Raw genomic sequence first — 21,059 nt, forward strand, 5'->3', positions numbered from 1 at the left:
CTTTGGCGACCCCGGCAGGATTCGAACCTGCAACCTGCCCCTTAGGAGGGGGCTGCTCTATCCAGTTGAGCCACGGGGCCACAAGGGATAGCTCTAGATGCACGAAGCGCATTTGTCATCACTTCCGTTGCCCTGAGTTCCGCGCAATGGCTTGCTGGTTTACGACGGATTGGGGTAACGTCGATTTGGCAGCAACAGGATCACGCACTTGGCACATGACGATACCCGCCCGCTCACGCTCCGCGATGTTTCGGAGGCGTCGGGCGTTTCGGAAATGACCGTTAGCCGCGTCCTCCGCAATCGAGGGGACGTTTCGAAAACGACGCGCGAAAGGGTTTTGTCTGCGGCAAAATCGCTTGGCTACGTTCCAAACAAGATTGCCGGTGCACTGGCGAGCCAACGGGTCAATCTTGTTGCAGTGATCATTCCCAGCCTGCGGAACATGGTATTTCCCGAAGTCATGTCTGGCATAAGTTCGATTCTGGAAGAAACCGAATTGCAGCCTGTTGTCGGCGTGACAGACTACCTTCCTGAAAAAGAAGAGCGCGTTTTGTACGAGATGCTATCCTGGCGGCCGTCAGGCGTGATCATTGCCGGGCTTGAGCACACCGATGCCTCGCGGGCAATGCTCAAGGCAAGCGGGATTCCGGTCGTAGAGATCATGGATGTTGATGGCACGCCGATTGATGCGATGGTCGGCATCTCGCACCGGCGTGCCGGGCGGGTCATGGCGCAGGCTATTCTCAAAGCCGGGTACGAACGCATCGGATTTCTGGGCACAAAGATGCCGCTTGATCACCGGGCCCGCAAACGTTTCGAAGGGTTTACCGAAGCGCTGGCCAAGGCGGGTGTCGAGGTGGCGGATCAGGAATTTTACTCCGGTGGCTCTGCATTGGCCAAAGGTCGGGAAATGACAACGACAATGCTTGAACGCGATCCCGAATTGGATTTTCTTTATTATTCCAACGATATGATCGCCGCAGGAGGGCTCTTGTCACTGCTCGACAAAGGCGTGCCGATTCCGGACCAGATCGGGCTGGCGGGCTTCAATGGGGTCGAGTTGCTGGAGGGTCTGCCCAAACAACTCGCGACGATGGATGCGTGTCGAACTGAGATCGGCGAAAAGGCGGCCGAGATCATAGCTCAGCGCGTCAACTCTCCGGAAATCGAAACTCCACAAGTCATCGAACTGACGCCGAAAATCAGCTACGGTGAAACGCTCCGTCGATAAAAAAGGGCCCGCAGGCCCTTTTTTGTTGGGCCCTGTTCAATTCAGAGCATCCGTTATTGCGTGCGTCCAAGCACTGTCACCGGGATCCTCGGTAATTACGGGATCAGACTCTCCGGTCAAAAGGGTCTTCACCGTACGCTGGTAATCGGCCGGATCCAAAGCGCCGTTCGATCCCGCAGTCAGTTTCGCGACTTCGCTCATCATTCGTTTTTGATGAACCTCGGTTTGCGCGCCTGTCTCGTCATATTCCAGCACGATCATCGCGGCCTCTTCGGGATTTTCTTCCGCCCACTTCCAACCCTTCATCGACGCTTGAACGAAGCGCTGCATCTTATCAACGAACTCCCGGTCGTCGAGTTGGTCTTCAAGAACGTAGAGGCCATCCTCCAGCATCGCGACGCCCTGATCCTCGTATTTGAACGTGATGAGGTCGTCCGGGCTCACTCCGGCGTCAATCACCTGCCAGTACTCATTATACGTCATCGTCGAGATGCAATCGGCCTGTCGCTGCAGAAGTGGGTCGACGTTGAAGCCCTGCTTGAGCACTTCGACACCGTTCTCACCCTTGCCGTCGGTCGATACGCCGAGGTGGCTCATCCATGCCATGAACGGGAATTCGTTGCCGAAAAACCAGACGCCAAGCGTTCGGTTCTTCAGGTCTTCAGGGGATTCGATCCCGGCATCCTTCCAGCAGGTCAGCATCATGCCAGAGCTCTTGAACGGCTGGGCGATGTTGACCAGTGGCAGACCTTTCTCGCGAGCAGCCAGCGCGGCAGGCATCCACTCGACAATCACATCAGCGCCGCCCCCCGCGATAACTTGCGTTGGCGCGATGTCGGGACCTCCGGGTTTGATTGTGACGTCGAGATCTGCATCCTCGTAATAGCCATTCTCCAGCGCGACGTAATATCCGCCGAATTGCGATTGCGTGACCCACTTCAGCTGCAAGGTTACGTCGTCCGCAGCCCAGGCCGGAGCGGCCAGGCCAAAGGCCGCAACAGTTCCGATGATCTTGGTCTTCATGTGTTTTCCTCCAGGTTGTCATATGCAGTTTTTTTGTCAGTCATTGGCGCGATGGGATGGGTGCCAGAACGTAACGCGCTTTTCCAGCCAGGCGACAAGGCCGTAAAACGCCGTTCCCGCCATTGCGGACACAGCGATTTCCGCCCAGACCAGATCAATGGTCAGGCTGCCGACCCCGGTTGAAATCCGAAATCCCATGCCTCGCGTGGGTGAGCCAAAGTACTCGGCGACGATCGCGCCGATCAATGCGAGTGTCGTCGCGATCTTCAGTCCGTTAAAAACAAACGGAAGCGCCGCAGGAAGTCTCAGCTTGATCAGCGTGTCCGTGTATCCGGCCGCATAGGTGCGCATCAAATCCCGCTGCATCGCGTCCGTCTCGCGCAGCCCCTGTACTGTGTTCACCAAGATTGGAAAGTACACCATGACGACCACAACGGCGGCTTTTGAGTGCCAGTCGAACCCGAACCAACCGACCAAAATCGGCGCGATCCCCACGATCGGCAAGGCGGCGACGAAATTCCCAATCGGCAACAGTCCTCGCGTCAGAAATGTGGACCGGTCAATGGCGACAGCCGTCACGAGCGCTGCGGCGGTTCCGATCGCAAACCCGGACAATGCTCCTTTCAAGACCGTTTGCCTGAAGTCCTCCCACAAGACCTCCGTTGACGCCGTAAAGGTTTTGGCAACGGCAGATGGCGCGGGCAGGATCACAGGCGAAACGTCAAAACCGCGAACCAATCCTTCCCACAGCACGATGAGCGTGACGCCGAATAGAACCGGGATCGCGATGCGTACGGGCCGCGAGCGCCACCAGCGCGAATGTGCCAACCAGGCGTTGAATATCCATGCGCCAATCCAGAACGCGAGTGCAAAAACAAGCCAACTCATTCCTGCATTCCCATCCGCCGCAGGGTGATCCGCTGCATCGCATCAAGCAACGTCACCAGCACGCCGGCCAAGATTGCCGCCGCGAAAAGCGCTGCCCAGATCGCCAGTGGTGTCCCGAACTGGTCACCGATCAGGATGCGTGCCCCAAGCCCCGAGATTGCGCCGGTCGGCAATTCACCCACAATGGTTCCCACCAATGCCGCCGCGATTCCGATTTTGAGGGATGTGAACAGATACGGCATGGACGCCGGCAGGCGGAGTTTCAAGAACGCCTGTAGCCCCGAGGCCGAGTAGGTTTTCAATAGATCCAGTTGCTCTGCTCTGGGCGAGCGAAGACCTTTGACCATCCCGACGAGCACAGGAAAATAGCACAAATAGGCCGAGATGATTGCCTTTGGAACCAAGCGACTTTCGATTCCGACCTGGCTCGACAACACGATGATCATCGGTGCAAGCGCAACAATCGGGATCGTTTGACTGATGATTGCCCAAGGCATGAGGCTCATGTCGACCACCCGACTATAGACAATCGCAATAGCGCCAGCCATGCCCAAAAATGTTCCCAAGACAAAGCCCAACAGGGTCGACTGCAATGTGATCCAGCCGTGGTAGATCAGCGATCTCTTGGACATCGGCCGCCCCTTGAGCGCCATCTCTCCGGTGGTTTTCCATAGCTCTTGTCCAACCTGCACCGGGGTTGGCAAACGGGGGCGATCGAGGCTGTATCCGGTAGCGATGTGGTCACTGTTGTCGACCATCAGCCGCCATATCGGTGTTTCAAACCGGCTGCGGGAGTCTGCCGGAACCACGTCCGCGCCAGCGCGGTCCGCCATGTCCAACGCGCCGCGGATATTCATTGGCACGACAGCCGCGTACCAAAGCGCGACCAGAACCACCAACACAGTAAGGATGGGAAACACGCTTTTCATGTCTTGCACACGGTGGGCTTGGTGCTGTCAATGCCGCAGGGCACCATGCGGCGCTGCTCACATGGTCCATGCTTAATCGTCATAAGCATGACCCGCACGCAGCCCCTCCCGGACCCGTTGCGCAACCTGAAGAAACTCGGCTGAATCCCGAATGTCGAGCGGGCGCTTCTTTGGAAGCGGACTTTCGATAATATCGGAAATCCGCCCCGGACGCGGCGACATCACGACGATCTTGGTCGAGAGATAAACTGCCTCGGGAATGGAGTGTGTCACAAACCCGATGGTTTTTTCAGTGCGCGCCCACAGTTCCAGCAACTGCTCGTTCAGATGGTCGCGCACGATCTCGTCCAGCGCTCCAAATGGCTCGTCCATCAGCAGGATGTCGGCGTCAAACGCCAGAGCGCGTGCAATCGAGGCGCGCTGCTGCATCCCACCCGAAAGCTGCCACGGGTATTTTTGTCCGAAGTTTGATAACTCGACAAGCTCCAACACCTGCGCAATCCGTCGCTCCTGATCCGCCTTGGAGAACCCCATGACCTCGAGTGGCAGTGCGATGTTCTTTGCAATAGTCCGCCAAGGGTAGAGACCCGCGGCTTGGAAGACATACCCGTAAGCACGCGCCCGCCGGGCCTGATCCGGGGTCATTCCGTTGACCGTGAGGCTGCCGCCGGTCGGCGTTTCCAAAGCGGCCACGCATCGAAGGAAGGTGGTCTTGCCACATCCCGACGGGCCGATAAAGCTCACAAATTCGCCTTTGACGATATCGAGGTTCACACCCGATAACGCGTGAACCGGGCCGTCGTTGGTCTGAAACGTCAGTTCAAGATTTCTTGCGGAAATCACAGCCTCCGAACGTGTGTCCGAAACTGGTACCTCTTGATTGGGCGCAACTGTCATGCGTCTATTGTTATCCTTGTTGAAGCGTTGCGCGCGAGGTTTGAGGGCGCGGTCAAACCCCTGTTGCCGGAATCCCTGACCGCTCCACCGGGCGCGGCGCCGTCAGGTCTTTCCAAGTGCTCAGCGCCTTGTTCACGGTGCCGTTGCCGGCACGCTTGACGAACTGACCATGCCCCTCTTGCGTCCGGATTTCTCCGTCATGCACCGCGACCAGTCCGCGGGTCAAAGTAAACCGCGGCAAACCCTGCACATTTTGACCCTCGAACACATTGTAATCTATCGCTGATTGCTGCGTCTCTGCGGAAATCGTCTTGCTTTTTTCCGGATCCCAGACCACCAGATCGGCATCAGCCCCCACCAGGATCGCGCCCTTCTTCGGATAGCAGTTCAGAATTTTCGCGATATTGGTCGAGGTGACTGCGACGAATTCGTTCATCGTCAACCGGCCCGTCACCACGCCATGCGTCCACAGCATCGGCATCCGGTCCTCAAGCCCGCCCGTGCCGTTCGGGATTTTCGAGAAGTCACCAACCCCGTAACGCTTCTGTTCCGTCGAAAAGGCGCAGTGATCGGTCGCGACCACCGACAGAGAGCCCGACATCAGACCCGCCCACAAGCTCTCTTGGTGCTTTTTGTTGCGGAACGGCGGCGACATGACGCGCCGCGCCGCGTGATCCCAGTCCTGGTTGAAGTATTCGCTTTCATCCAGCGTCAGATGCTGGATCAACGGCTCGCCCCAAACGCGCTTGCCCTGCATGCGCGCGCGCCGGATCGCCTCGTGAGATTCTTCGCAAGACGTATGAACGACATAAAGCGGCACACCGGCCATATCCGCTATCATGATAGCACGGTTTGTCGCTTCGCCCTCAACCTGAGTCGGGCGCGAATACGCATGGCCTTCCGGGCCGGTATTGCCCTGTGCGAGCAGTTTCGCCGTCAGTTCCGCGACCACGTCGCCGTTTTCGGCATGGACCATCGCGATCCCGCCCAGTTCGGCCAGGCGGTTGAACGATGCGAAAAGCTCATCGTCATTGACCATGAGCGCGCCTTTATACGCCATGAAATGCTTGAACGTGTTGATCCCGCGATCCTTGATCACACTTTCCATCTCGTTGAACACCTGCTCGCCCCACCAGGTGACCGCCATGTGAAACGAATAGTCGCAATTGGCGCGGGTCGATTTGTTGTCCCACATCTGGAGAGCGTCGTGCAGCCCCTGCCCCGGCGAAGGCAAAGCGAAATCCACCACCATCGTCGTGCCACCCGCCAGAGCCGCGCGCGTTCCACTTTCGAAATCATCGGTGGAATAGGTTCCCATGAACGGCATCTCGAGATGCGTGTGCGGATCAATGCCACCGGGCATGACATAGCAGCCTGTTGCATCCAAAACCTCATCGCCTGAAAGATCCGGTCCGATCTCGGTTATGACGCCGTTTTCAATCGCGACATCTGCCTTATACGTCAGGTCCGCCGTAACAATGGTTCCGTTCTTGATGATCGTGGTCATGTCCGTCTCCGACTAGGCATCCTGGTTTCCTTTGGGTTCACGACTATTTTGGCCTTGGCCAATTGGCGGGGGTATGGCGCCCCTCAAGTGACAACACCCGCAGTCTCGACCACGGCATGGAACAGCACATCCGTCCCAGCGGTCGCCCACTCCTTAGAAATTTCTTCCGCTTCATTATGTGACAGCCCATCAACACATGGACACATCACCATCGCGGTCGGTGCGACATCGTTGATCCAACACGCGTCATGGCCCGCGCCCGACACGATATCCATATGGCTGTAGCCCAGCCGCTCCGCCGCATCGCGGATTGCGGTGACACAGTTTTCGTTGAACGCGGGCGGGTCGAACTGTCCGACGATATGACAATCAAACTCGACACCGATATCCTCGCACAACTTGGGCGCGCGGGCTTTGAATTCCTCGACCATCGCATTGAGCTTGTCGATCAGATGGGTTCGCATATCCACGGTGAACACAGCCTTGCCCGGTATGATGTTGCGCGAGTTGGGATAGATGTCGATATGGCCGATCGCGCCAACCGCATTGGGCTGGTTCTTCATCGCAATTTCGTGCACCAGCTCTGTCACAAGCGCGAGGCCTCGCCCGGCGTTCTTGCGCATGTGCATCGGGGTCGAGCCGGTATGGCTCTCCTTGCCGGTAACCGTACACTCGATCCAGCGCAAACCCTGCCCGTGAGTAACAACACCGATGTCCTTGCCCTCGGCCTCTAGGATCGGTCCTTGTTCGATATGCAGTTCGAAGAACGCGTGCATTTTGCGATCGCCGACCTTTTCGTCACCCTTCCAGCCGATCCGTTCCAACTCGTCGCCGAAGCGCTTACCGTCCGCATCTTCGCGATCATAGGCCCATTGCAGATCGTGCTTGCCCGCGAAAACACCGGAGGCCAGCATCGCAGGAGCGAAACGCGTCCCCTCCTCATTGGTCCAGTTGGTCACGACAATCGGATGACGCGTCTTGATCCCGAGGTCGTCAAGGGTTCGCAGGATCTCCAGTCCGCCCAACACACCCAGGACCCCGTCGTATTTGCCCCCTGTCGGCTGGGTATCCAGATGCGATCCGACATAGACCGGCAGCGCATCGGGGTCCGTGCCATCGCGCCGCGCGAACATGTTGCCGATCTCGTCGACACCCATTTCGCAGCCAGCCTCCTCGCACCATCTTTGGAACAAAGCGCGGCCTTCGGAATCAGCGTCGGTCAGAGTTTGGCGGTTATTGCCACCGGCGACCCCCGGGCCGATCTTGGCCATCTCCATCAGGCTGTCCCACAGCCTGTCGCCATTGATCCGCAGATTTTCGCCCGGTGCCGCCATTTCATCCCCCCCTTGCCGTTGGTTTTCCCGTTTGACTGGCTTGTTGCAGCGCGCCGGGTATTTTACCAATTGGTAAAGTTACGATTGCAACGCGCCCGCGACCTGTCAAGGTTTGTTCTTGCGACACATGCAAGGGATCACTCGGTTCAAGGCGAATGGCCACGACAAACATGGAAAGATCTCCAGTGTGAAACCGGCGAAGCGAAAACCGTCCCGTATCCAGAAAGAGAACCGGAAACGCATTCTCGATGCCGCATTGGGTGTGTTTGCCACTCATGGCTTTCGCGGAACGACCCTGGATCAGATCGCCGAGGCGTGCGGGATGCACAAACCCAATCTAATTTACTATTTCGATAGCAAGGAGGCGATCCACGTCGATCTGCTCAACACGCTCATGTCCGAGTGGCTCAACCCGCTGGATTCGATGGATCCTGACGGGGCGCCTCTTGATGAAGTGATGCGCTATATCCGGCGCAAGATGGAGATGAGCCGTCTATATCCGCGGGAATCCCGGCTGTTTGCGAACGAGATCGTCCAAGGCGCGCCGCGAATGTTACCGCATTTGGAAAGCACGCTGAAACCTTTGTTCGATCGGCAATGTGCAGTCATTGCGAACTGGATGGAGCAAGGCAAGATCGCCCGTATGAGCCCGGCACATCTTGTTTTTTCGATCTGGGCCGTCACGCAACATTACGCCGACTTCGAGGCGCAGATCAGCGTCTTACTCGATGATGAAACCACTCGCGGCGACGCTGCAGAGGAATTCGTCGAAGCGATGTTTCGCAAATTGCTCACACCCTGACTGACGTTTACCTTGAATTAGGAACCCGGCAGTAATCTCTTTGGGATGAGACATAACAATGCGATGCCAGCTGTCCCAAAATTCAACGCCTCCTGGCGGGACCAGTTGTTCAACACGCGCGCGGCCAAACATAGTGGCATCCTAAGACGCAACAAACACGCCGTCCGCCGCGAAATCGGCGTGGCGGCTCTTGCCGCCGAAGTGCGCGCACGTGGCTTCTGGCTCTACGAGGTCGGCGACGACTACGTCATCGTCTGCCACCAGACGCCGATCCGGCAACTCTGTTAACCCAAACAGAAAATTCGGACGAATTTTCTTACCACCTGAGATTTTTCGTCCGAAAAATCTTACTCCGCCGCCTGACGCGCCGCCGGGTTATTGGGGTGCGTGGTCCAGTCGGCATGTTGCGCAACGACCTTAAGGCCGGTCCGTTCATCCAGTGCGCCGTCCGCCAATTCCACCATCGTGATGCAATCTTCAACCGGGCAGACGTTCACGCACAGATTGCAGGCGACACATTCGTCATCCTTGATCGTGAACACACGATCTTCTGACATGGCGATGGCCTGATGGGACGTGTCTTCGCAGGCCGCATAGCAGCGGCCGCAGGCGATACACAGATCCTGATCGATGCGCGCCTTCGCGACATAGTTGAGGTTCAGGTTCTTCCAATCGCTAATATTCGGCACCGCGCGACCCACCAATTCGCGCGTCTCAGTCATTCCCTTTTCATCCATGTATTGCGACAGCCCCGAAATCATCTCCTGGACGATCTTGAAACCATACGTCATGGCAGCGGTGCACACCTGGACATTACCTGCGCCCAAGGCCATGAACTCTGCCGCGTCGCGCCAAGTCGTGACACCGCCAATACCGGAGATCGGCAGGTCTTTCGTCTCCAACGAGCGTGCGATTTCCGCCACCATGTTGAGAGCAATCGGCTTGACCGCCGGCCCGCAATAACCGCCATGCGCCCCTTTTCCATCGATCGTCGGCTCGGGAGCAAAAAGATCGAGATCGACCGATGTGATCGAGTTGATCGTATTGATCAGGCTGACGGCGTCCGCGCCTCCCGCCAATGCCGCCATCGCGGGTTTACGAACGTCGGTGATGTTCGGCGTCAGCTTCACGATACAGGGCATGCGCGTATTCTGCTTGACCCAGCGAGTCACCATTTCGATGTATTCAGGAACCTGTCCAACGGCGCTTCCCATTCCGCGCTCCGACATCCCGTGCGGACAGCCGAAGTTTAATTCGACGCCATCAGCGCCGGTTTCCTCGACCAGGGTCAAGATTGCTTTCCAGGCCTCTTCCTCGCACGGCACCATCAATGAGACGACCATCGCCCGGTCGGGGTAGTCGCGTTTGACTGCCTTGATTTCGCGCAGATTGACCTCGAGTGGCCGGTCGGTGATCAATTCGATGTTGTTCAGGCCCAGCACTCTGCGATCCGCGCCCCAGATCGCGCCGTATCGCGGTCCGTTCACGTTCACGATCGGCGGTCCCGCCTCGCCCAGTGTCTTCCACACAACGCCCCCCCAGCCCGCCTCGAAAGCGCGCCGGACATTGTATTCCTTGTCGGTTGGCGGTGCCGAAGCCAGCCAAAACGGGTTGGGGCTCTTGATGCCCACAAATTCGGTCGTCAGATCAGCCATGTCGAAAACCTCCCGTCAGGCAGAGCGCAGCAACGCGCGGTGAATATCCTCGGCAGCATCCCGCCCCTCGGCGACGGCAGTGACCGTCAGGTCTTCGCCGCCCGCAGCGCAGTCGCCACCCGCCCAGATTCCAGATACCGACGTCTTGCCCGCCTCATCGACAGCAATCTTGCGACCATCGAGTTCCGGCAGGTCCACGCCGTCAAGAGTCTGGCCAATCGCCTTGAACACCTGATCGGCTGCCAGACGAAAGGTCTGCCCGGTTGGTTCAAGTGCATCATTGGTAAATTCGAATTCGATCTCGCGCACAGTGCCATTCCCGTGCACACCGATAGGCGACGCATTGGTAATCAGCCGCACGCCTTTCGCCGATGCAAGTTCTTGCTCCCAGCGGCTGGCATTCATCCTGTCGCGTCCCCGCCGGTAAACAAGCGTCACGTTCAGCGCGCCCAGCAGTTTGGCCTGAACGGCGGCATCAATCGCCGTCATCCCACCCCCGATCACCACCACGTCCCGCCCGACAGGCAAACTGGACAGATCTTCGGTTTGCCGCAGGTCCGATATGAAATCGACGGCGTTCAAAACGCCGTCCTTTTCCTCGCCGGGCGTGGCCAACGCATTGACGCCCCCCAAGCCCAAGCCAAGGAAAACAGCGTCATATTCTGAAACCAGGTCGTTCAGGAAGATCTCCCGCCCAAGAGCAGTATTGTTGCGAATCTCTATTCCGCCGATCTGCAAAAGCCATTCGACCTCGCGAGCCGCAAAATCGTCCGTCGTTTTATACGCCGCAATTCCGTATTCGTTCAAACCGCCTGCCTTGGCGCGCGCATCAAAAACCACAACATCGTGCCCGTGCATCGCCAAGCGGTGGGCACAGGCGAGACCGGCCGGGCCTGCGCCCACAACCGCGATCTGGCGGCCAGTAGCGGGTGCCCGCTCAAAAGGGTGAATGCCCTTTGCCATCAGATCGTCGGTCGCATAGCGCTGCAATCGCCCGATCTGTACGGGTTGCCCTTCTGCGGCCTCCCGCACACAAGCCTCTTCGCACAACGTCTCGGTTGGGCAGACGCGTGCGCACATCCCGCCAAGAATGTTCTGGTCGAAAATCGTCCGGGCAGCGGCTTCGGCTGTGCCAGTGGCAATCTGCCGGATGAAGAGCGGGATATCGATTTCCGTCGGACACGCTGTGATGCACGGCGCATCATGACAAAAATAACAGCGGTCAGCAGCCACCAGCGCTTCATGTTCTGTCAACGGCGCGTGCAGATCGCCAAATCCGGCGGCAAGCGCATCGGGATCGAGCCGGCCCGCAACCACTCCCTCTTTCAAAGCCCTGGCATCCATCTTCATCCTCCGAAGTCAGGGTGAACCTTGACAAACGCTCTCACGGGTCAAATTTTTTATCAACTGGTAAAATTTTCTGACGGTCAGTTTTTTCGTGCCGCTCAAATCGCAGCCGCTATGCGCCTCGCTACCGACGGCTATGCCAAACTGGTGGTACTCCTCGAGAAATCAGAGGCTTAGATCATAAGCCGTAGAGATTCATCGAACCGAGGAAGAAAAATGGCACTGGCCGATACACATCACGAGGAAAAGCACGGATTTTTCATGAGCCTGATCGACGGGATCACCCGTGGACTGGGGCAGATCGCCGACGCAAACTGGCGCGGGCAGGAAGTTTCGCGGCTTTGCGCCTTGTCGGACGAAGCGCTCGCAAGCAAGGGACTCAAGCGCGAGGATATCGTGCGGCATGTGTTCCGGGACGTCTACTGGATGTAAATCTCGCGATCATATGATCCATCCAAAAAAGGGCTGCGCATCGTGCGCGGCCTTTTTTTTTGCGCTTCAGCGCATTCGCCAGATCAAAAAAGCCGCCCCCTAAGGGACGGCTTCTGTACGCAATACCAAAACGGAACTTAGTTTTGTGCGTAATATTCGATGACAAGGTTCGGTTCCATCAGAACCGGATAAGGCACATCGCCAAGGCTGGGTGTGCGCACGAATGTCGCCGTCATCTTGGAATGATCCGCCTCGATATAATCGGGGACGTCGCGCTCGGCCAGTTGCGTCGCTTCGAGCAGTGCCGTCATCTGCTTTGACTTTTCACGCACCTCGACAACGTCGCCTTCCTTGACACGATAAGACGGGATGTTGACGCGCTGACCGTTCACCAGAACATGGCCGTGGTTGACGAACTGTCGGGCTGCGAAAACAGTCGCGACGAACTTGGCGCGATACACAACAGCGTCCAGACGACGCTCCAGCAGACCTACGAGGTTCTCACCGGTATCGCCGCGCACGCGCTCGGCTTCGCCGAAAATGCGGCGGAACTGCTTCTCAGTCAGATCGCCGTAATAGCCCTTCAGCTTTTGCTTGGCGCGCAGCTGCAAGCCGAAGTCGGACATCTTGCCCTTGCGGCGCTGGCCGTGCTGGCCGGGGCCGTATTCGCGGCGATTGACGGGGGATTTCGGACGACCCCAGATGTTTTCACCCATCCGGCGGTCAATTTTGTACTTGGCAGACGTGCGTTTGGTCACGGCTGATCTCCTTCATGTAATTTTAACGGCCACTTGCAGGCAACCGCGTTTTGAAGGGCGTTGTCCTCTTGGGAATTGCACCCATGACAGGCATCCCCTTGCGGGGGCCACCAACACCAACGAAGCCGCGCTTATACGGTGCGACCAAGCAGAGTCAACACGCGTCTTCAAGGCGCGGTTTGCTGTTAAACGTTACTTAACGCCCGGTCCGCAGAATGCAGTGCGAAAGCAGGAGGGATTCTCAATGGCGCAGCGCGGTTTTCGCAAGACTATCGGCCCTTCGGCACTCGACACTGCTGTGCAAACCCGCGACCGCGACATCCTGTCAATGGTCGAGCAAGCCGTGCATTTCCGCGAGGTTCGCCTTGCGTTTCAGCCGATCGTGCACGCGCAATTCCAGAACCGGACGGCCTTTTACGAAGGATTGATCCGCGTTGTCGACCCGACCGGCCGCATCATCCCTGCCGGCCAGTTCATCTCCCAAATCGAAGAACGGGAAACCGGGCGTCTTCTGGATTGCCTGGCGCTTGAACACGGGCTGCGCACACTGGCGCAGAATCCCGGTATCCGGCTGGCGATCAATCTCTCTGCGCGATCGATCGGATACCCCAAATGGCGCAAGGTGCTGGAGCGGGGACTATCGCGCAATGACACAGTCGCCGAACGCCTGATACTCGAGATCACCGAAGCGTCTGCCATGCTGGTGCCCGAGCTGGTGGTTCAGGCGATGCGCGACCTGCAACGACTCGGCATCAGCTTTGCGCTCGACGATTTCGGCGCGGGCTACACAGCATTGCGATACCTCAAGCAATTCCAGTTCGACATTCTTAAAATTGACGGACAATTCATTCGCGGCATCGCGACCGACCCTGACAATCAGGTTCTGACCCGTGCCATCGTCGCAATCGCGCAGCAGTTTGACATGTTCACCGTCGCGGAATTCGTCGAGTCGCTCTCAGACGCCCGGGTCCTTGCGGATCTCGGCGTGGATTGCCTTCAGGGCTATTATTTCGGCGCACCCTCAATCGAGCCACCATGGCGGGAGGTGGTGCGCCGCGCAGCGACCGGATGAGACCCGCCATGACGCTGGGTCATTGCCGCCATGCATTACGCCCCCGAGACAACCTGTCAGGTATGCGGCTGTCCACAATTCCTTTACGGAGACGCCGGTACGGTTCTGGGGCCGCAGGCGCATGTTGGCGACGAACCACTGCGGAACCACCCCCGGACCCTGACCTTGGTGGAGGAACAATATGACCAACGTTGTTATCGCATCCGCTGCACGAACGGCCGTTGGGTCGTTTGGCGGCGCTTTCGCAAACACACCCGCACATGATCTTGGCGCAGCCATGCTGACCGCTCTGATCGAACGCGCGGGCATCGAAAAAGACGCCGTATCTGAAACGATTCTCGGGCAAGTGCTGACCGCCGCTCAAGGCCAGAACCCGGCACGTCAGGCACATATCAACGCCGGTCTGCCGCAGGAAAGCGCGGCTTGGGGGATCAACCAGGTTTGTGGCTCTGGCTTGCGCGCCGTGGCCCTTGGTGCACAACACATTCTTCTGGGCGATGCCGATATCATCTGCGCCGGTGGTCAGGAAAACATGACGCTCAGCCCCCACGCCGCTCATCTGCGCGCGGGCCACAAGATGGGCGACGTCAAATTCATCGACACGATGATCCGCGATGGTTTGTGGGATGCGTTCAACGGTTATCACATGGGCCAGACGGCCGAAAACGTTGCGGATAAGTTCGATATCAGCCGCGACCAGCAGGATGAATTTGCCGTAGCGTCGCAAAACAAGGCCGAAGCGGCACAGAAAGCGGGCAAGTTCGACGACGAGATCGTTCCCTTCACCGTCCAGACCCGCAAGGGTGACATCGTCGTCGACAAGGACGAATACATCCGTCACGGCGCCACGATGGAAGCGATGCAAAAACTGCGCCCTGCCTTCACCAAGGACGGGTCGGTTACAGCAGCAAACGCGTCTGGCCTGAACGACGGCGCGGCGGGTGTGTTGCTGATGTCGGCGGAAAACGCCGAGAAACGCGGCATCAAGCCGATGGCGCGTATCGCATCCTACGCAACCGCCGGTCTCGACCCTTCGATCATGGGCGTTGGACCGATCTATGCATCGCGCAAGGCGTTGGACAAGGCGGGCTGGTCGGTCAAGGACCTTGACCTTGTCGAGGCCAACGAGGCCTTCGCCGCTCAGGCCTGTGCCGTGAACAAGGAAATGGGCTGGGATCCGGAAATCGTCAACGTGAACGGTGGCGCCATTGCCATCGGTCACCCGATCGGTGCGTCCGGTGCCCGGGTCTTGAACACGCTGCTGTTCGAAATGCAGCGGCGCGACGCCAAAAAAGGCCTGGCAACCCTGTGCATCGGCGGCGGAATGGGCGTTGCGCTGTGCGTCGAGCGGGATTGATTGCACTGATGCGATGAGATCAAAGGGGCGTTCCAGAGCGCCCCTTTTTTTTGCAAGATCGCGTAACTCCGTGGCAAATCACGCAATAATGTTGCGTGTTGCCCAGCCAGCATATAACAACCTTACTAAGCGAAATCATCTGAGAGGAGAGACCCCACATGGCACGTGTAGCCCTAGTCACTGGCGGCAGCCGAGGTATCGGTGAAGCCATTTCAAAAGCGCTCAAGGCCGAAGGCTATGAGGTCGCGGCGACCTATGCTGGCAATGACGAGGCCGCCGCAAAGTTCACCGACGAAACCGGGATCAAGACCTACAAGTGGAACGTCGCTGATTACGATGCGTCCAAAGAGGGTATCGCCAAGGTCGAAGCCGATCTGGGGCCGATCGACGTTGTCGTTGCGAATGCCGGCATCACCCGCGATGCGCCGTTCCACAAGATGACTCCCGAAGCTTGGAAAGAGGTGATCGACACGAACCTGACCGGTGTCTTCAACACCATTCATCCGATCTGGCCGGGAATGCGTGAACGCAAGTTTGGCCGCGTTATCGTGATTTCGTCAATCAACGGTCAGAAGGGGCAATTCGGTCAGGTCAACTATGCCGCGACCAAGGCCGGCGATCTGGGCATCATCAAATCGCTGGCGCAGGAAGGCGCGCGTGCTGGCATCACCGCGAACGCGATCTGCCCGGGCTACATCGGCACTGAAATGGTGCGCGCGATTCCCGAGGAAGTTCTGAACTCCAAGATCATCCCGCAAATCCCCGCCGGGCGTTTGGGCGAACCGGAAGAAATCGCGCGCTGCGTCACCTTCCTGGCCTCGGACGATGCAGGGTTTATCAACGGCTCGACGATTTCCGCCAACGGCGCGCAGTTTTTCGTCTGAACCATACACAAAGGCCCGCGCTGAAGCGGGCCTTTCCTTTAGTGCTGGCCCTCAAGGGCGGATGCGCGATCAAAAGATAAAGCCCGGGACTGGCCCGGGCTTGTCTCGATCAAGAGAGACGTTCGATTTCTTCCTTGAGCCGGAGCTTCTGTTTCTTCAGCTCTGCAATCGCAAGGTCATCGGTTCCTGGCGCGCGTTGCGCCTGTTCAACTTTGTCAGACAGGGTTCGGTGCTTTCGCTTCAATTCCTGAAGGTGTGAAGTCAAACTCATAAGTTCCTCCTGATGCCAATTGAACCCTCAGTCCACCACAGATTTTCGGTTCTGTCACGCGGCATCGGCACGATTGGTCAATTCCTGCTAACTCTGCCTCGATTGGTTGCGCCTGTTTCCAGGAAACGGCAACGATTCACCGCGTCGCAATACATTGGAAACCAATTCGGTGTACGAATCACCGTCTGCTTCATGCCGATCACCCCGATGCAGAACCAAAGGGGGGTGCGCGACAAATGCAGCGCGCCGCCCCTTGCGTCCGCGTACCAGGACAAGCCGTGCGGGCTGCTGCGCTCTGGCTTGGATGGGCCAGAGTTCCAGTGCACCAAGACAGGCGTAAAACGCGCTCATCAATTCCGGCAGGCGCTCTGCCCGTTGGATAAATGTGGCTGTACCCCCCGGTTCCAACCGCTTTGAGGCGACGGACACCCATTTGGCAAGCGGCAGTTCGCCCGATCTTGAAACCGCTCGGTCAGGCGCGGTCGGAGGCAGGGCGCGACGCGTCTCGAAATAAGGCGGGTTGGCAATGATATGCGCATACCGACGGGCCTTTATGGCTGGCGGCAGGTCGGTGATGTCGGCGCAATGAATTTGCCCGTTCAACCCGTTATCCGTCAGGTTGCGTTGCGCCAATTCCGCATATGCGGGCTGCATTTCGATTCCGGTACATTCAATTCCGGTGACACGCCCCGCAAGACAGGCCAGCGCGGCACCACCGCCGCATCCGAGATCCAGAACGCTGTCGCCTTCGGATGCAGGCACCGAAGCGGCGAGCAACACCGGATCAAGACCGGCGCGATATCCGCGCTTTGGTTGCCACAGGCGGACAATTCCGCCAAGAAAATCATCGCGCGTCAGCTCATCTGGGCCAAACGGCTCAATCCTCAAACGTCACCCCGTATTCGCGCAAGACGCGCCGCGCGGCGTCAACGTCGCCTCGTCGTACCATGAGACGCCGCGGCAAAATCCCGATAGACCCTTCCAGAACGCTCATGTTTACGTCTAATTCAAAGCTGTCTATACCCTCGTCCTCAAGCACGGCACGGGCGAGCGGTATCAGCGTGATGTCATTGGTACGTAACAGCTCTTCCATGACCATGATGTATGAACACCCGGCCCGCTTTGTCGAGCCTTCCCGAAGGAATGGTGATGAGTTTGGATAAACCTGCCGTCAAACCGCATGATCGTCTGGCCTCTCTTCTGGAAGAGGACATGGCACAGGTGAACGCGCTGATCGCCAAACGCATGGCCTCTGAACACGCGCCGCGGATTCCCGAAGTGACGGCGCATCTGGTCGATGCCGGCGGCAAACGGTTGCGTCCGATGCTGACTTTGGCGGCTGCGAAAATGTGTGGTTATGTCGGTGACGATCATATCAAACTGGCCGCAACGGTCGAATTCATCCATACCGCCACCTTGCTGCATGACGATGTGGTGGATGAAAGCGAAAAACGGCGCGGCCGTCCAACAGCGAACCTTCTTTGGGACAACAAATCAAGTGTTCTGGTGGGCGATTACCTGTTTGCCCGGTCCTTCCAGTTGATGGTCGAAACCGGCAGTTTGCGGGTGCTCGACATCTTGTCCAACGCGGCGGCCACCATTGCGGAAGGTGAGGTTTTGCAATTGTCCGCCGCGCAAGATCTGCGCACGACCGAAGCGGTCTATTTGCAGGTCGTGCGCGGCAAGACAGCCGCGTTGTTCTCTGCCGCGACCCAGGTGGGTGGGGTGATCGCAGGCAAGGACGAAGCGCAGATCAAGGCGTTGTTCGACTATGGCGACGCGTTGGGCATTGCGTTTCAGATCGTTGACGACCTGTTGGACTATTGGGGCTCGGACGCGACCGGCAAAAACGTCGGCGACGATTTCCGGGAACGCAAGCTTACGATGCCGGTCATCAAGGCCGTGGCAAAGGCCGATCCTGAGGAGCGCGCATTCTGGGCGCGGACCATTGAAAAAGGGCGCCAGAGCGACGGAGATCTGGAAAACGCCGTCGCCTTGATGAACAAGCACGGCACGCTGGAGGCAACCCGCGGCGAGGCGAATGACTGGATCGCCAAGGCCAAAGACGCGCTGGCCACGCTTCCAGACCACCCGATCCGCGACTTGCTCGACGAGCTTGCCGACTACGTGGTGGCGCGCGTCAACTGACGCTGGCGCCGAGGGTTTGCGTCGCCCGAACCCACCAATCAGGATGATCGCTCGAAATTCGCTTTGCGGCAGATTCGGCGGCTTCCATATCGGGATAAATCCCAAAGCACGTCGATCCCGAACCGGACATGCGCGCGATTTGCGCATCACCCAACACGTTCAGCACGCGGTCGATTTCCGGCGCAAGCTCGATCGCCGCAGGTTCGAGGTCGTTCCGCTGCTCCCCCAGCCAGCAGATCCAGTCCGCCTCCATGCCAGACGGCATATTGGTCATTGGCGGGTTGGTCTTGTTCTCAAGGACCGCGAACACATCCGCAGTCGGGAAAAAAATTCCCGGATTGATCAGCACAAGCGCGAATGGAGGAACCGACCAAAGCTGGTCAAGCTGCTCGCCGATTCCGCGCATGTGTTGCGGTCCCGGCCATAGACACACCGGCACGTCCGCACCAAGACGGGACGCCAGGTCTGGGCGCTCCAATTGTCGCAACACCGCCGCTGCATCAGACGATCCGCCGCCCAACCCGGCGCCGTGGGGAATGTTCTTCGTCAATCTGATGTCATAGACAGCGCGACACAGTTCGGCGGCCTGCCACACCAGATTCCCTGCATCCGCAGGCACGCCTTCGGCAAACGCGCCATCCACCGACAGGCTCATGGTGCTCGCCGGGGTTAATGTGAGCTTGTCCATGACATCGGCGAACACCACCAGCGAGTCGAGGACATGATACCCGTCGTCGCGTTGTCCGGTGATGTGCAGTGCAAGGTTGACCTTTGCAGGAGCTGCGGCCTCAATTGCCGTTGTCATTGGCCACCTGCAAGGGCTTGGCGCCCTCGTCAGCCAGCACCTGATCCAGACCCAGCTCAAGCTTGGCTCGAATCCGGTCGGCATCAACCTCTTCGGCATTTGTGCCATACATGGTGAACGACAGGGCCCGACGCCACTGGAAACGCGCCTCGTTTTTCCGCCCCACGGCCCAGTACACATCGCCCAGATGATCGTTCACAACCGGATCGACGGGCATCAACTCTGTGGCCCGTTCCATGTGTCCCACAGCTTCGTCATAGCGGCCGACGCGGTACAGAACCCATCCCAGACTGTCCAGGATGTAGCCACTGTCTGGTCGCGCAGACGCTGCGCGTTCGATCATGTCGAGCGCTTCGTCCAGTTTGATCTGCTTTTCCACCAGCGAATAGCCGAGGTAGTTGAGGACCTGCGGCTGCCCCGGGTTCAACTCAAGCGCGGTGCGGAAATCGGCCTCTGCTTCTTCCCAGCGATCCAGCCGCTCGTAACTGATGGCGCGCGCATAATGCAGGAACCATTCGCCCGATCCTTCAACCTCGACCAGATCAAGCGCCTTGGTGTAGGCGGCGACGGCCTCCTCGTAGCGTTCAAGCTGGCGCATGGTATCGCCAAGGGTCGAGTGAACAACCGGTTCATCGCCATGCGTTTTGGACAGACGCTCGAGCACTTCGACCGCAGCATCGGTTTTCCCACTGTCGCGCAACGCCGCCGCGCGGCCCAGTTCTGCGGCATGATAGGCCGGATGACTGACCGGCACATCGGCATAGGCTGCAACGGCCAATTCGGATTGGCCCAACTCGTCCAGCAACCGCGCCGTCAGGAGAATGGCGTCGACATGATCGGGGCGCAGATATTGCGCAACCCGCGTATAGAGCAGCGTGAATTCGTCATTCGCCTCGTTCGCAAGCGCTGCGGCGAGAGTATAAAACACCTCTGCGATACCATCCTGGGCACCGCGAATATGTGTGAACGGCAACGCTTCACCAGCGTTGAGCGCCTCTTCCATCTGCCGCAAACCGGGATCAAGGTCGCTGCCAAACGCACGTTCAATGAGCGCCACAGCGTCATCGTTGCGCTCCAGTTGGCTCAACACCTCGGCATGCGCCATCACGCCGCGTCGGGTCAATTGCATGCCGCCGGTTCCGGCATCTTCAAGAATCGCTGCCGCGCTTTCGAAATCGCCCACCGATGCCAAGGCCATCGCCTTGTGATATTGCGCGAAATTCTCCATGCCCTGCTGCTTGGCCAGGTCATCGAACTGGACAAGCGCCGCCGTCATGTCACCGATCCCCAGTTCGGACCATGCCAGCAAAAGACCGTCGATCAGCGGGCCGACCCCGCGTTCATCTTCGACTAGCGCGCGCAATTCCTGATATTTTTCGGCCTTCGCAAATTCGGCGACGAGCGCCATCTGCGCGACCTGACTGCGTTGACCGTCTGCAACGATCTTGCCCGCGAGAGTTGCCGCACGCGGCAGATTGCCAAGAGAAATTTCCGCCAGTGCCGCGCGCTCGAGAACCATCGGATTGTCGGGATCATGCATCACAGCCTGGCCGTAATGCTTGGCTGCGGCCTGAATGTCACCGTCAAAGCTGGCTTGCCGGCCGGCAAGGTAATCGCCCGACAGAGTGCTGGCGGCGGTCCCGTTCGGCCCCATAAGGCAAAGCATCAGCGCCGCAGGGCCAAGTAGCCGCATAACACGCGAATGCATCATGATAATCT

General features: G+C 58.4%; 22 protein-coding genes and 1 tRNA gene. 8 read left to right on the forward strand and 15 right to left on the reverse strand.

All coding sequences use genetic code 11. From position 1 onward, the window contains the following. Nucleotides 1-3: 3 nt before the first annotated feature. Nucleotides 4-80: transfer RNA gene (locus ACGKZZ_RS00285), tRNA-Arg, on the reverse strand. A gap of 128 nt (nucleotides 81-208) precedes the next feature. On the opposite strand from ACGKZZ_RS00285, the gene ACGKZZ_RS00290 reads away from it, so the two are divergent. Beyond that, on the forward strand, nucleotides 209-1,231 hold the full coding sequence (locus ACGKZZ_RS00290) for a LacI family DNA-binding transcriptional regulator (protein ID WP_411221431.1): 1,023 nt from the start codon (nucleotides 209-211) through the stop codon (nucleotides 1,229-1,231). Nucleotides 1,232-1,267: 36 nt separating this feature from the next. Here the strand turns inward: ACGKZZ_RS00290 and ACGKZZ_RS00295 are convergent, their stop codons facing one another. The 6 genes from ACGKZZ_RS00295 to ACGKZZ_RS00320 form a co-directional block, all read right to left on the reverse strand. Then, nucleotides 1,268-2,254: an ABC transporter substrate-binding protein gene (locus ACGKZZ_RS00295; RefSeq protein WP_411221432.1), complete on the reverse strand. Its 987-nt coding sequence runs from the start codon at nucleotides 2,252-2,254 to the stop codon at nucleotides 1,268-1,270. 36 nt (nucleotides 2,255-2,290) lie between these two features. Further along, nucleotides 2,291-3,142 carry an ABC transporter permease gene (locus tag ACGKZZ_RS00300; RefSeq protein WP_411221433.1) on the reverse strand — a complete coding sequence of 284 codons (852 nt, stop codon included), beginning with the start codon at nucleotides 3,140-3,142 and terminating at the stop codon, nucleotides 2,291-2,293. Then, nucleotides 3,139-4,071, reverse strand: coding sequence for an ABC transporter permease (locus ACGKZZ_RS00305; protein ID WP_411221434.1), 933 nt, complete (start codon nucleotides 4,069-4,071; stop codon nucleotides 3,139-3,141). The genes ACGKZZ_RS00300 and ACGKZZ_RS00305 overlap by 4 nt, the downstream gene beginning before the upstream one ends. 72 nt (nucleotides 4,072-4,143) lie before the next feature. Continuing rightward, nucleotides 4,144-4,968: an ABC transporter ATP-binding protein gene (locus ACGKZZ_RS00310; protein ID WP_411221435.1), complete on the reverse strand. Its 825-nt coding sequence runs from the start codon at nucleotides 4,966-4,968 to the stop codon at nucleotides 4,144-4,146. A 52-nt stretch (nucleotides 4,969-5,020) separates the two neighbouring features. Further along, nucleotides 5,021-6,475 carry a dihydropyrimidinase gene (gene hydA / locus ACGKZZ_RS00315; RefSeq protein ID WP_411221436.1) on the reverse strand — a complete coding sequence of 485 codons (1,455 nt, stop codon included), beginning with the start codon at nucleotides 6,473-6,475 and terminating at the stop codon, nucleotides 5,021-5,023. A gap of 83 nt (nucleotides 6,476-6,558) precedes the next feature. Next, nucleotides 6,559-7,809 (reverse strand): Zn-dependent hydrolase, encoded by a 1,251-nt coding sequence (locus ACGKZZ_RS00320; RefSeq protein WP_411221437.1) that lies wholly within the window; start codon nucleotides 7,807-7,809, stop codon nucleotides 6,559-6,561. Nucleotides 7,810-7,936: 127 nt separating this feature from the next. Here ACGKZZ_RS00320 and ACGKZZ_RS00325 point away from each other — a divergent pair, with 127 nt between their 5' ends. Next, nucleotides 7,937-8,611 carry a TetR family transcriptional regulator C-terminal domain-containing protein gene (locus ACGKZZ_RS00325; RefSeq protein WP_411221438.1) on the forward strand — a complete coding sequence of 225 codons (675 nt, stop codon included), beginning with the start codon at nucleotides 7,937-7,939 and terminating at the stop codon, nucleotides 8,609-8,611. Nucleotides 8,612-8,674: 63 nt separating this feature from the next. After that, a complete protein-coding gene (locus tag ACGKZZ_RS00330) occupies nucleotides 8,675-8,899 on the forward strand; it encodes a hypothetical protein (protein ID WP_411221439.1) in 225 nt (74 codons plus the stop codon). A 59-nt stretch (nucleotides 8,900-8,958) separates the two neighbouring features. Here ACGKZZ_RS00330 and preA read toward each other — a convergent pair whose 3' ends face one another. Together preA and ACGKZZ_RS00340 are read right to left on the reverse strand one after the other, a co-directional pair. Continuing rightward, on the reverse strand, nucleotides 8,959-10,266 hold the full coding sequence (gene preA, locus ACGKZZ_RS00335; RefSeq protein WP_411221440.1) for an NAD-dependent dihydropyrimidine dehydrogenase subunit PreA: 1,308 nt from the start codon (nucleotides 10,264-10,266) through the stop codon (nucleotides 8,959-8,961). Nucleotides 10,267-10,281: 15 nt separating this feature from the next. Beyond that, nucleotides 10,282-11,610 (reverse strand): NAD(P)-dependent oxidoreductase, encoded by a 1,329-nt coding sequence (locus ACGKZZ_RS00340; protein WP_411221441.1) that lies wholly within the window; start codon nucleotides 11,608-11,610, stop codon nucleotides 10,282-10,284. A gap of 219 nt (nucleotides 11,611-11,829) precedes the next feature. On the opposite strand from ACGKZZ_RS00340, the gene ACGKZZ_RS00345 reads away from it, so the two are divergent. Further along, nucleotides 11,830-12,045: a DUF1127 domain-containing protein gene (locus tag ACGKZZ_RS00345; protein WP_411221442.1), complete on the forward strand. Its 216-nt coding sequence runs from the start codon at nucleotides 11,830-11,832 to the stop codon at nucleotides 12,043-12,045. Between the two features lie 137 nt (nucleotides 12,046-12,182). On the opposite strand, the gene rpsD is transcribed toward ACGKZZ_RS00345, so the two are convergent. Continuing rightward, the gene (gene rpsD / locus ACGKZZ_RS00350) at nucleotides 12,183-12,803 is read right to left on the reverse strand and encodes a 30S ribosomal protein S4 (protein WP_411221443.1); all 621 of its coding nucleotides are present in this window, start codon (nucleotides 12,801-12,803) and stop codon (nucleotides 12,183-12,185) included. A 244-nt stretch (nucleotides 12,804-13,047) separates the two neighbouring features. Here rpsD and ACGKZZ_RS00355 point away from each other — a divergent pair, with 244 nt between their 5' ends. The 3 genes from ACGKZZ_RS00355 (at nucleotide 13,048) to phbB (ending at nucleotide 16,116) form a co-directional block, all read left to right on the forward strand. After that, nucleotides 13,048-13,875, forward strand: a complete 828-nt coding sequence (locus ACGKZZ_RS00355; protein WP_411221444.1) for an EAL domain-containing protein — start codon at nucleotides 13,048-13,050, stop codon at nucleotides 13,873-13,875. A 181-nt stretch (nucleotides 13,876-14,056) separates the two neighbouring features. After that, entirely contained in the window at nucleotides 14,057-15,232 is a 1,176-nt protein-coding gene (locus tag ACGKZZ_RS00360) for an acetyl-CoA C-acetyltransferase (RefSeq protein WP_411221445.1), read from the forward strand. Between the two features lie 158 nt (nucleotides 15,233-15,390). Beyond that, nucleotides 15,391-16,116 carry an acetoacetyl-CoA reductase gene (phbB, locus tag ACGKZZ_RS00365; RefSeq protein WP_411221446.1) on the forward strand — a complete coding sequence of 242 codons (726 nt, stop codon included), beginning with the start codon at nucleotides 15,391-15,393 and terminating at the stop codon, nucleotides 16,114-16,116. A gap of 109 nt (nucleotides 16,117-16,225) precedes the next feature. Here the strand turns inward: phbB and ACGKZZ_RS00370 are convergent, their stop codons facing one another. The 3 genes from ACGKZZ_RS00370 to ACGKZZ_RS00380 all read right to left on the reverse strand — a co-directional run bounded on the left by ACGKZZ_RS00370 (nucleotide 16,226) and on the right by ACGKZZ_RS00380 (nucleotide 17,480). Next, nucleotides 16,226-16,387 (reverse strand): YdcH family protein, encoded by a 162-nt coding sequence (locus ACGKZZ_RS00370; protein WP_411221447.1) that lies wholly within the window; start codon nucleotides 16,385-16,387, stop codon nucleotides 16,226-16,228. 87 nt (nucleotides 16,388-16,474) lie between these two features. Next, complete coding sequence (locus ACGKZZ_RS00375; protein WP_411221448.1) at nucleotides 16,475-17,275, reverse strand: tRNA1(Val) (adenine(37)-N6)-methyltransferase; 801 nt, start codon at nucleotides 17,273-17,275, stop codon at nucleotides 16,475-16,477. Next, nucleotides 17,265-17,480, reverse strand: coding sequence for a DUF2007 domain-containing protein (locus ACGKZZ_RS00380; RefSeq protein ID WP_411221449.1), 216 nt, complete (start codon nucleotides 17,478-17,480; stop codon nucleotides 17,265-17,267). Before ACGKZZ_RS00380 ends, ACGKZZ_RS00375 begins: the two co-directional genes overlap by 11 nt. Before the next feature lie 56 nt (nucleotides 17,481-17,536). Here ACGKZZ_RS00380 and ACGKZZ_RS00385 point away from each other — a divergent pair, with 56 nt between their 5' ends. Further along, the gene (locus tag ACGKZZ_RS00385; RefSeq protein ID WP_411221450.1) at nucleotides 17,537-18,535 is read left to right on the forward strand and encodes a polyprenyl synthetase family protein; all 999 of its coding nucleotides are present in this window, start codon (nucleotides 17,537-17,539) and stop codon (nucleotides 18,533-18,535) included. Here the strand turns inward: ACGKZZ_RS00385 and ACGKZZ_RS00390 are convergent. Both ACGKZZ_RS00390 and ACGKZZ_RS00395 read right to left on the reverse strand, forming a co-directional pair. Then, complete coding sequence (locus ACGKZZ_RS00390) at nucleotides 18,528-19,340, reverse strand: 4-(cytidine 5'-diphospho)-2-C-methyl-D-erythritol kinase (protein WP_411221451.1); 813 nt, start codon at nucleotides 19,338-19,340, stop codon at nucleotides 18,528-18,530. The genes ACGKZZ_RS00385 and ACGKZZ_RS00390 overlap by 8 nt on opposite strands. Then, complete coding sequence (locus ACGKZZ_RS00395) at nucleotides 19,324-21,048, reverse strand: tetratricopeptide repeat protein (RefSeq protein ID WP_411222176.1); 1,725 nt, start codon at nucleotides 21,046-21,048, stop codon at nucleotides 19,324-19,326. The genes ACGKZZ_RS00390 and ACGKZZ_RS00395 overlap by 17 nt, the downstream gene beginning before the upstream one ends. Nucleotides 21,049-21,059 lie beyond the last annotated feature (11 nt).

The organism is Marivita sp. S2033 (genome assembly GCF_046592965.1).
In the GTDB taxonomy this organism is placed as follows: Bacteria; Pseudomonadota; Alphaproteobacteria; order Rhodobacterales; family Rhodobacteraceae; genus Marivita.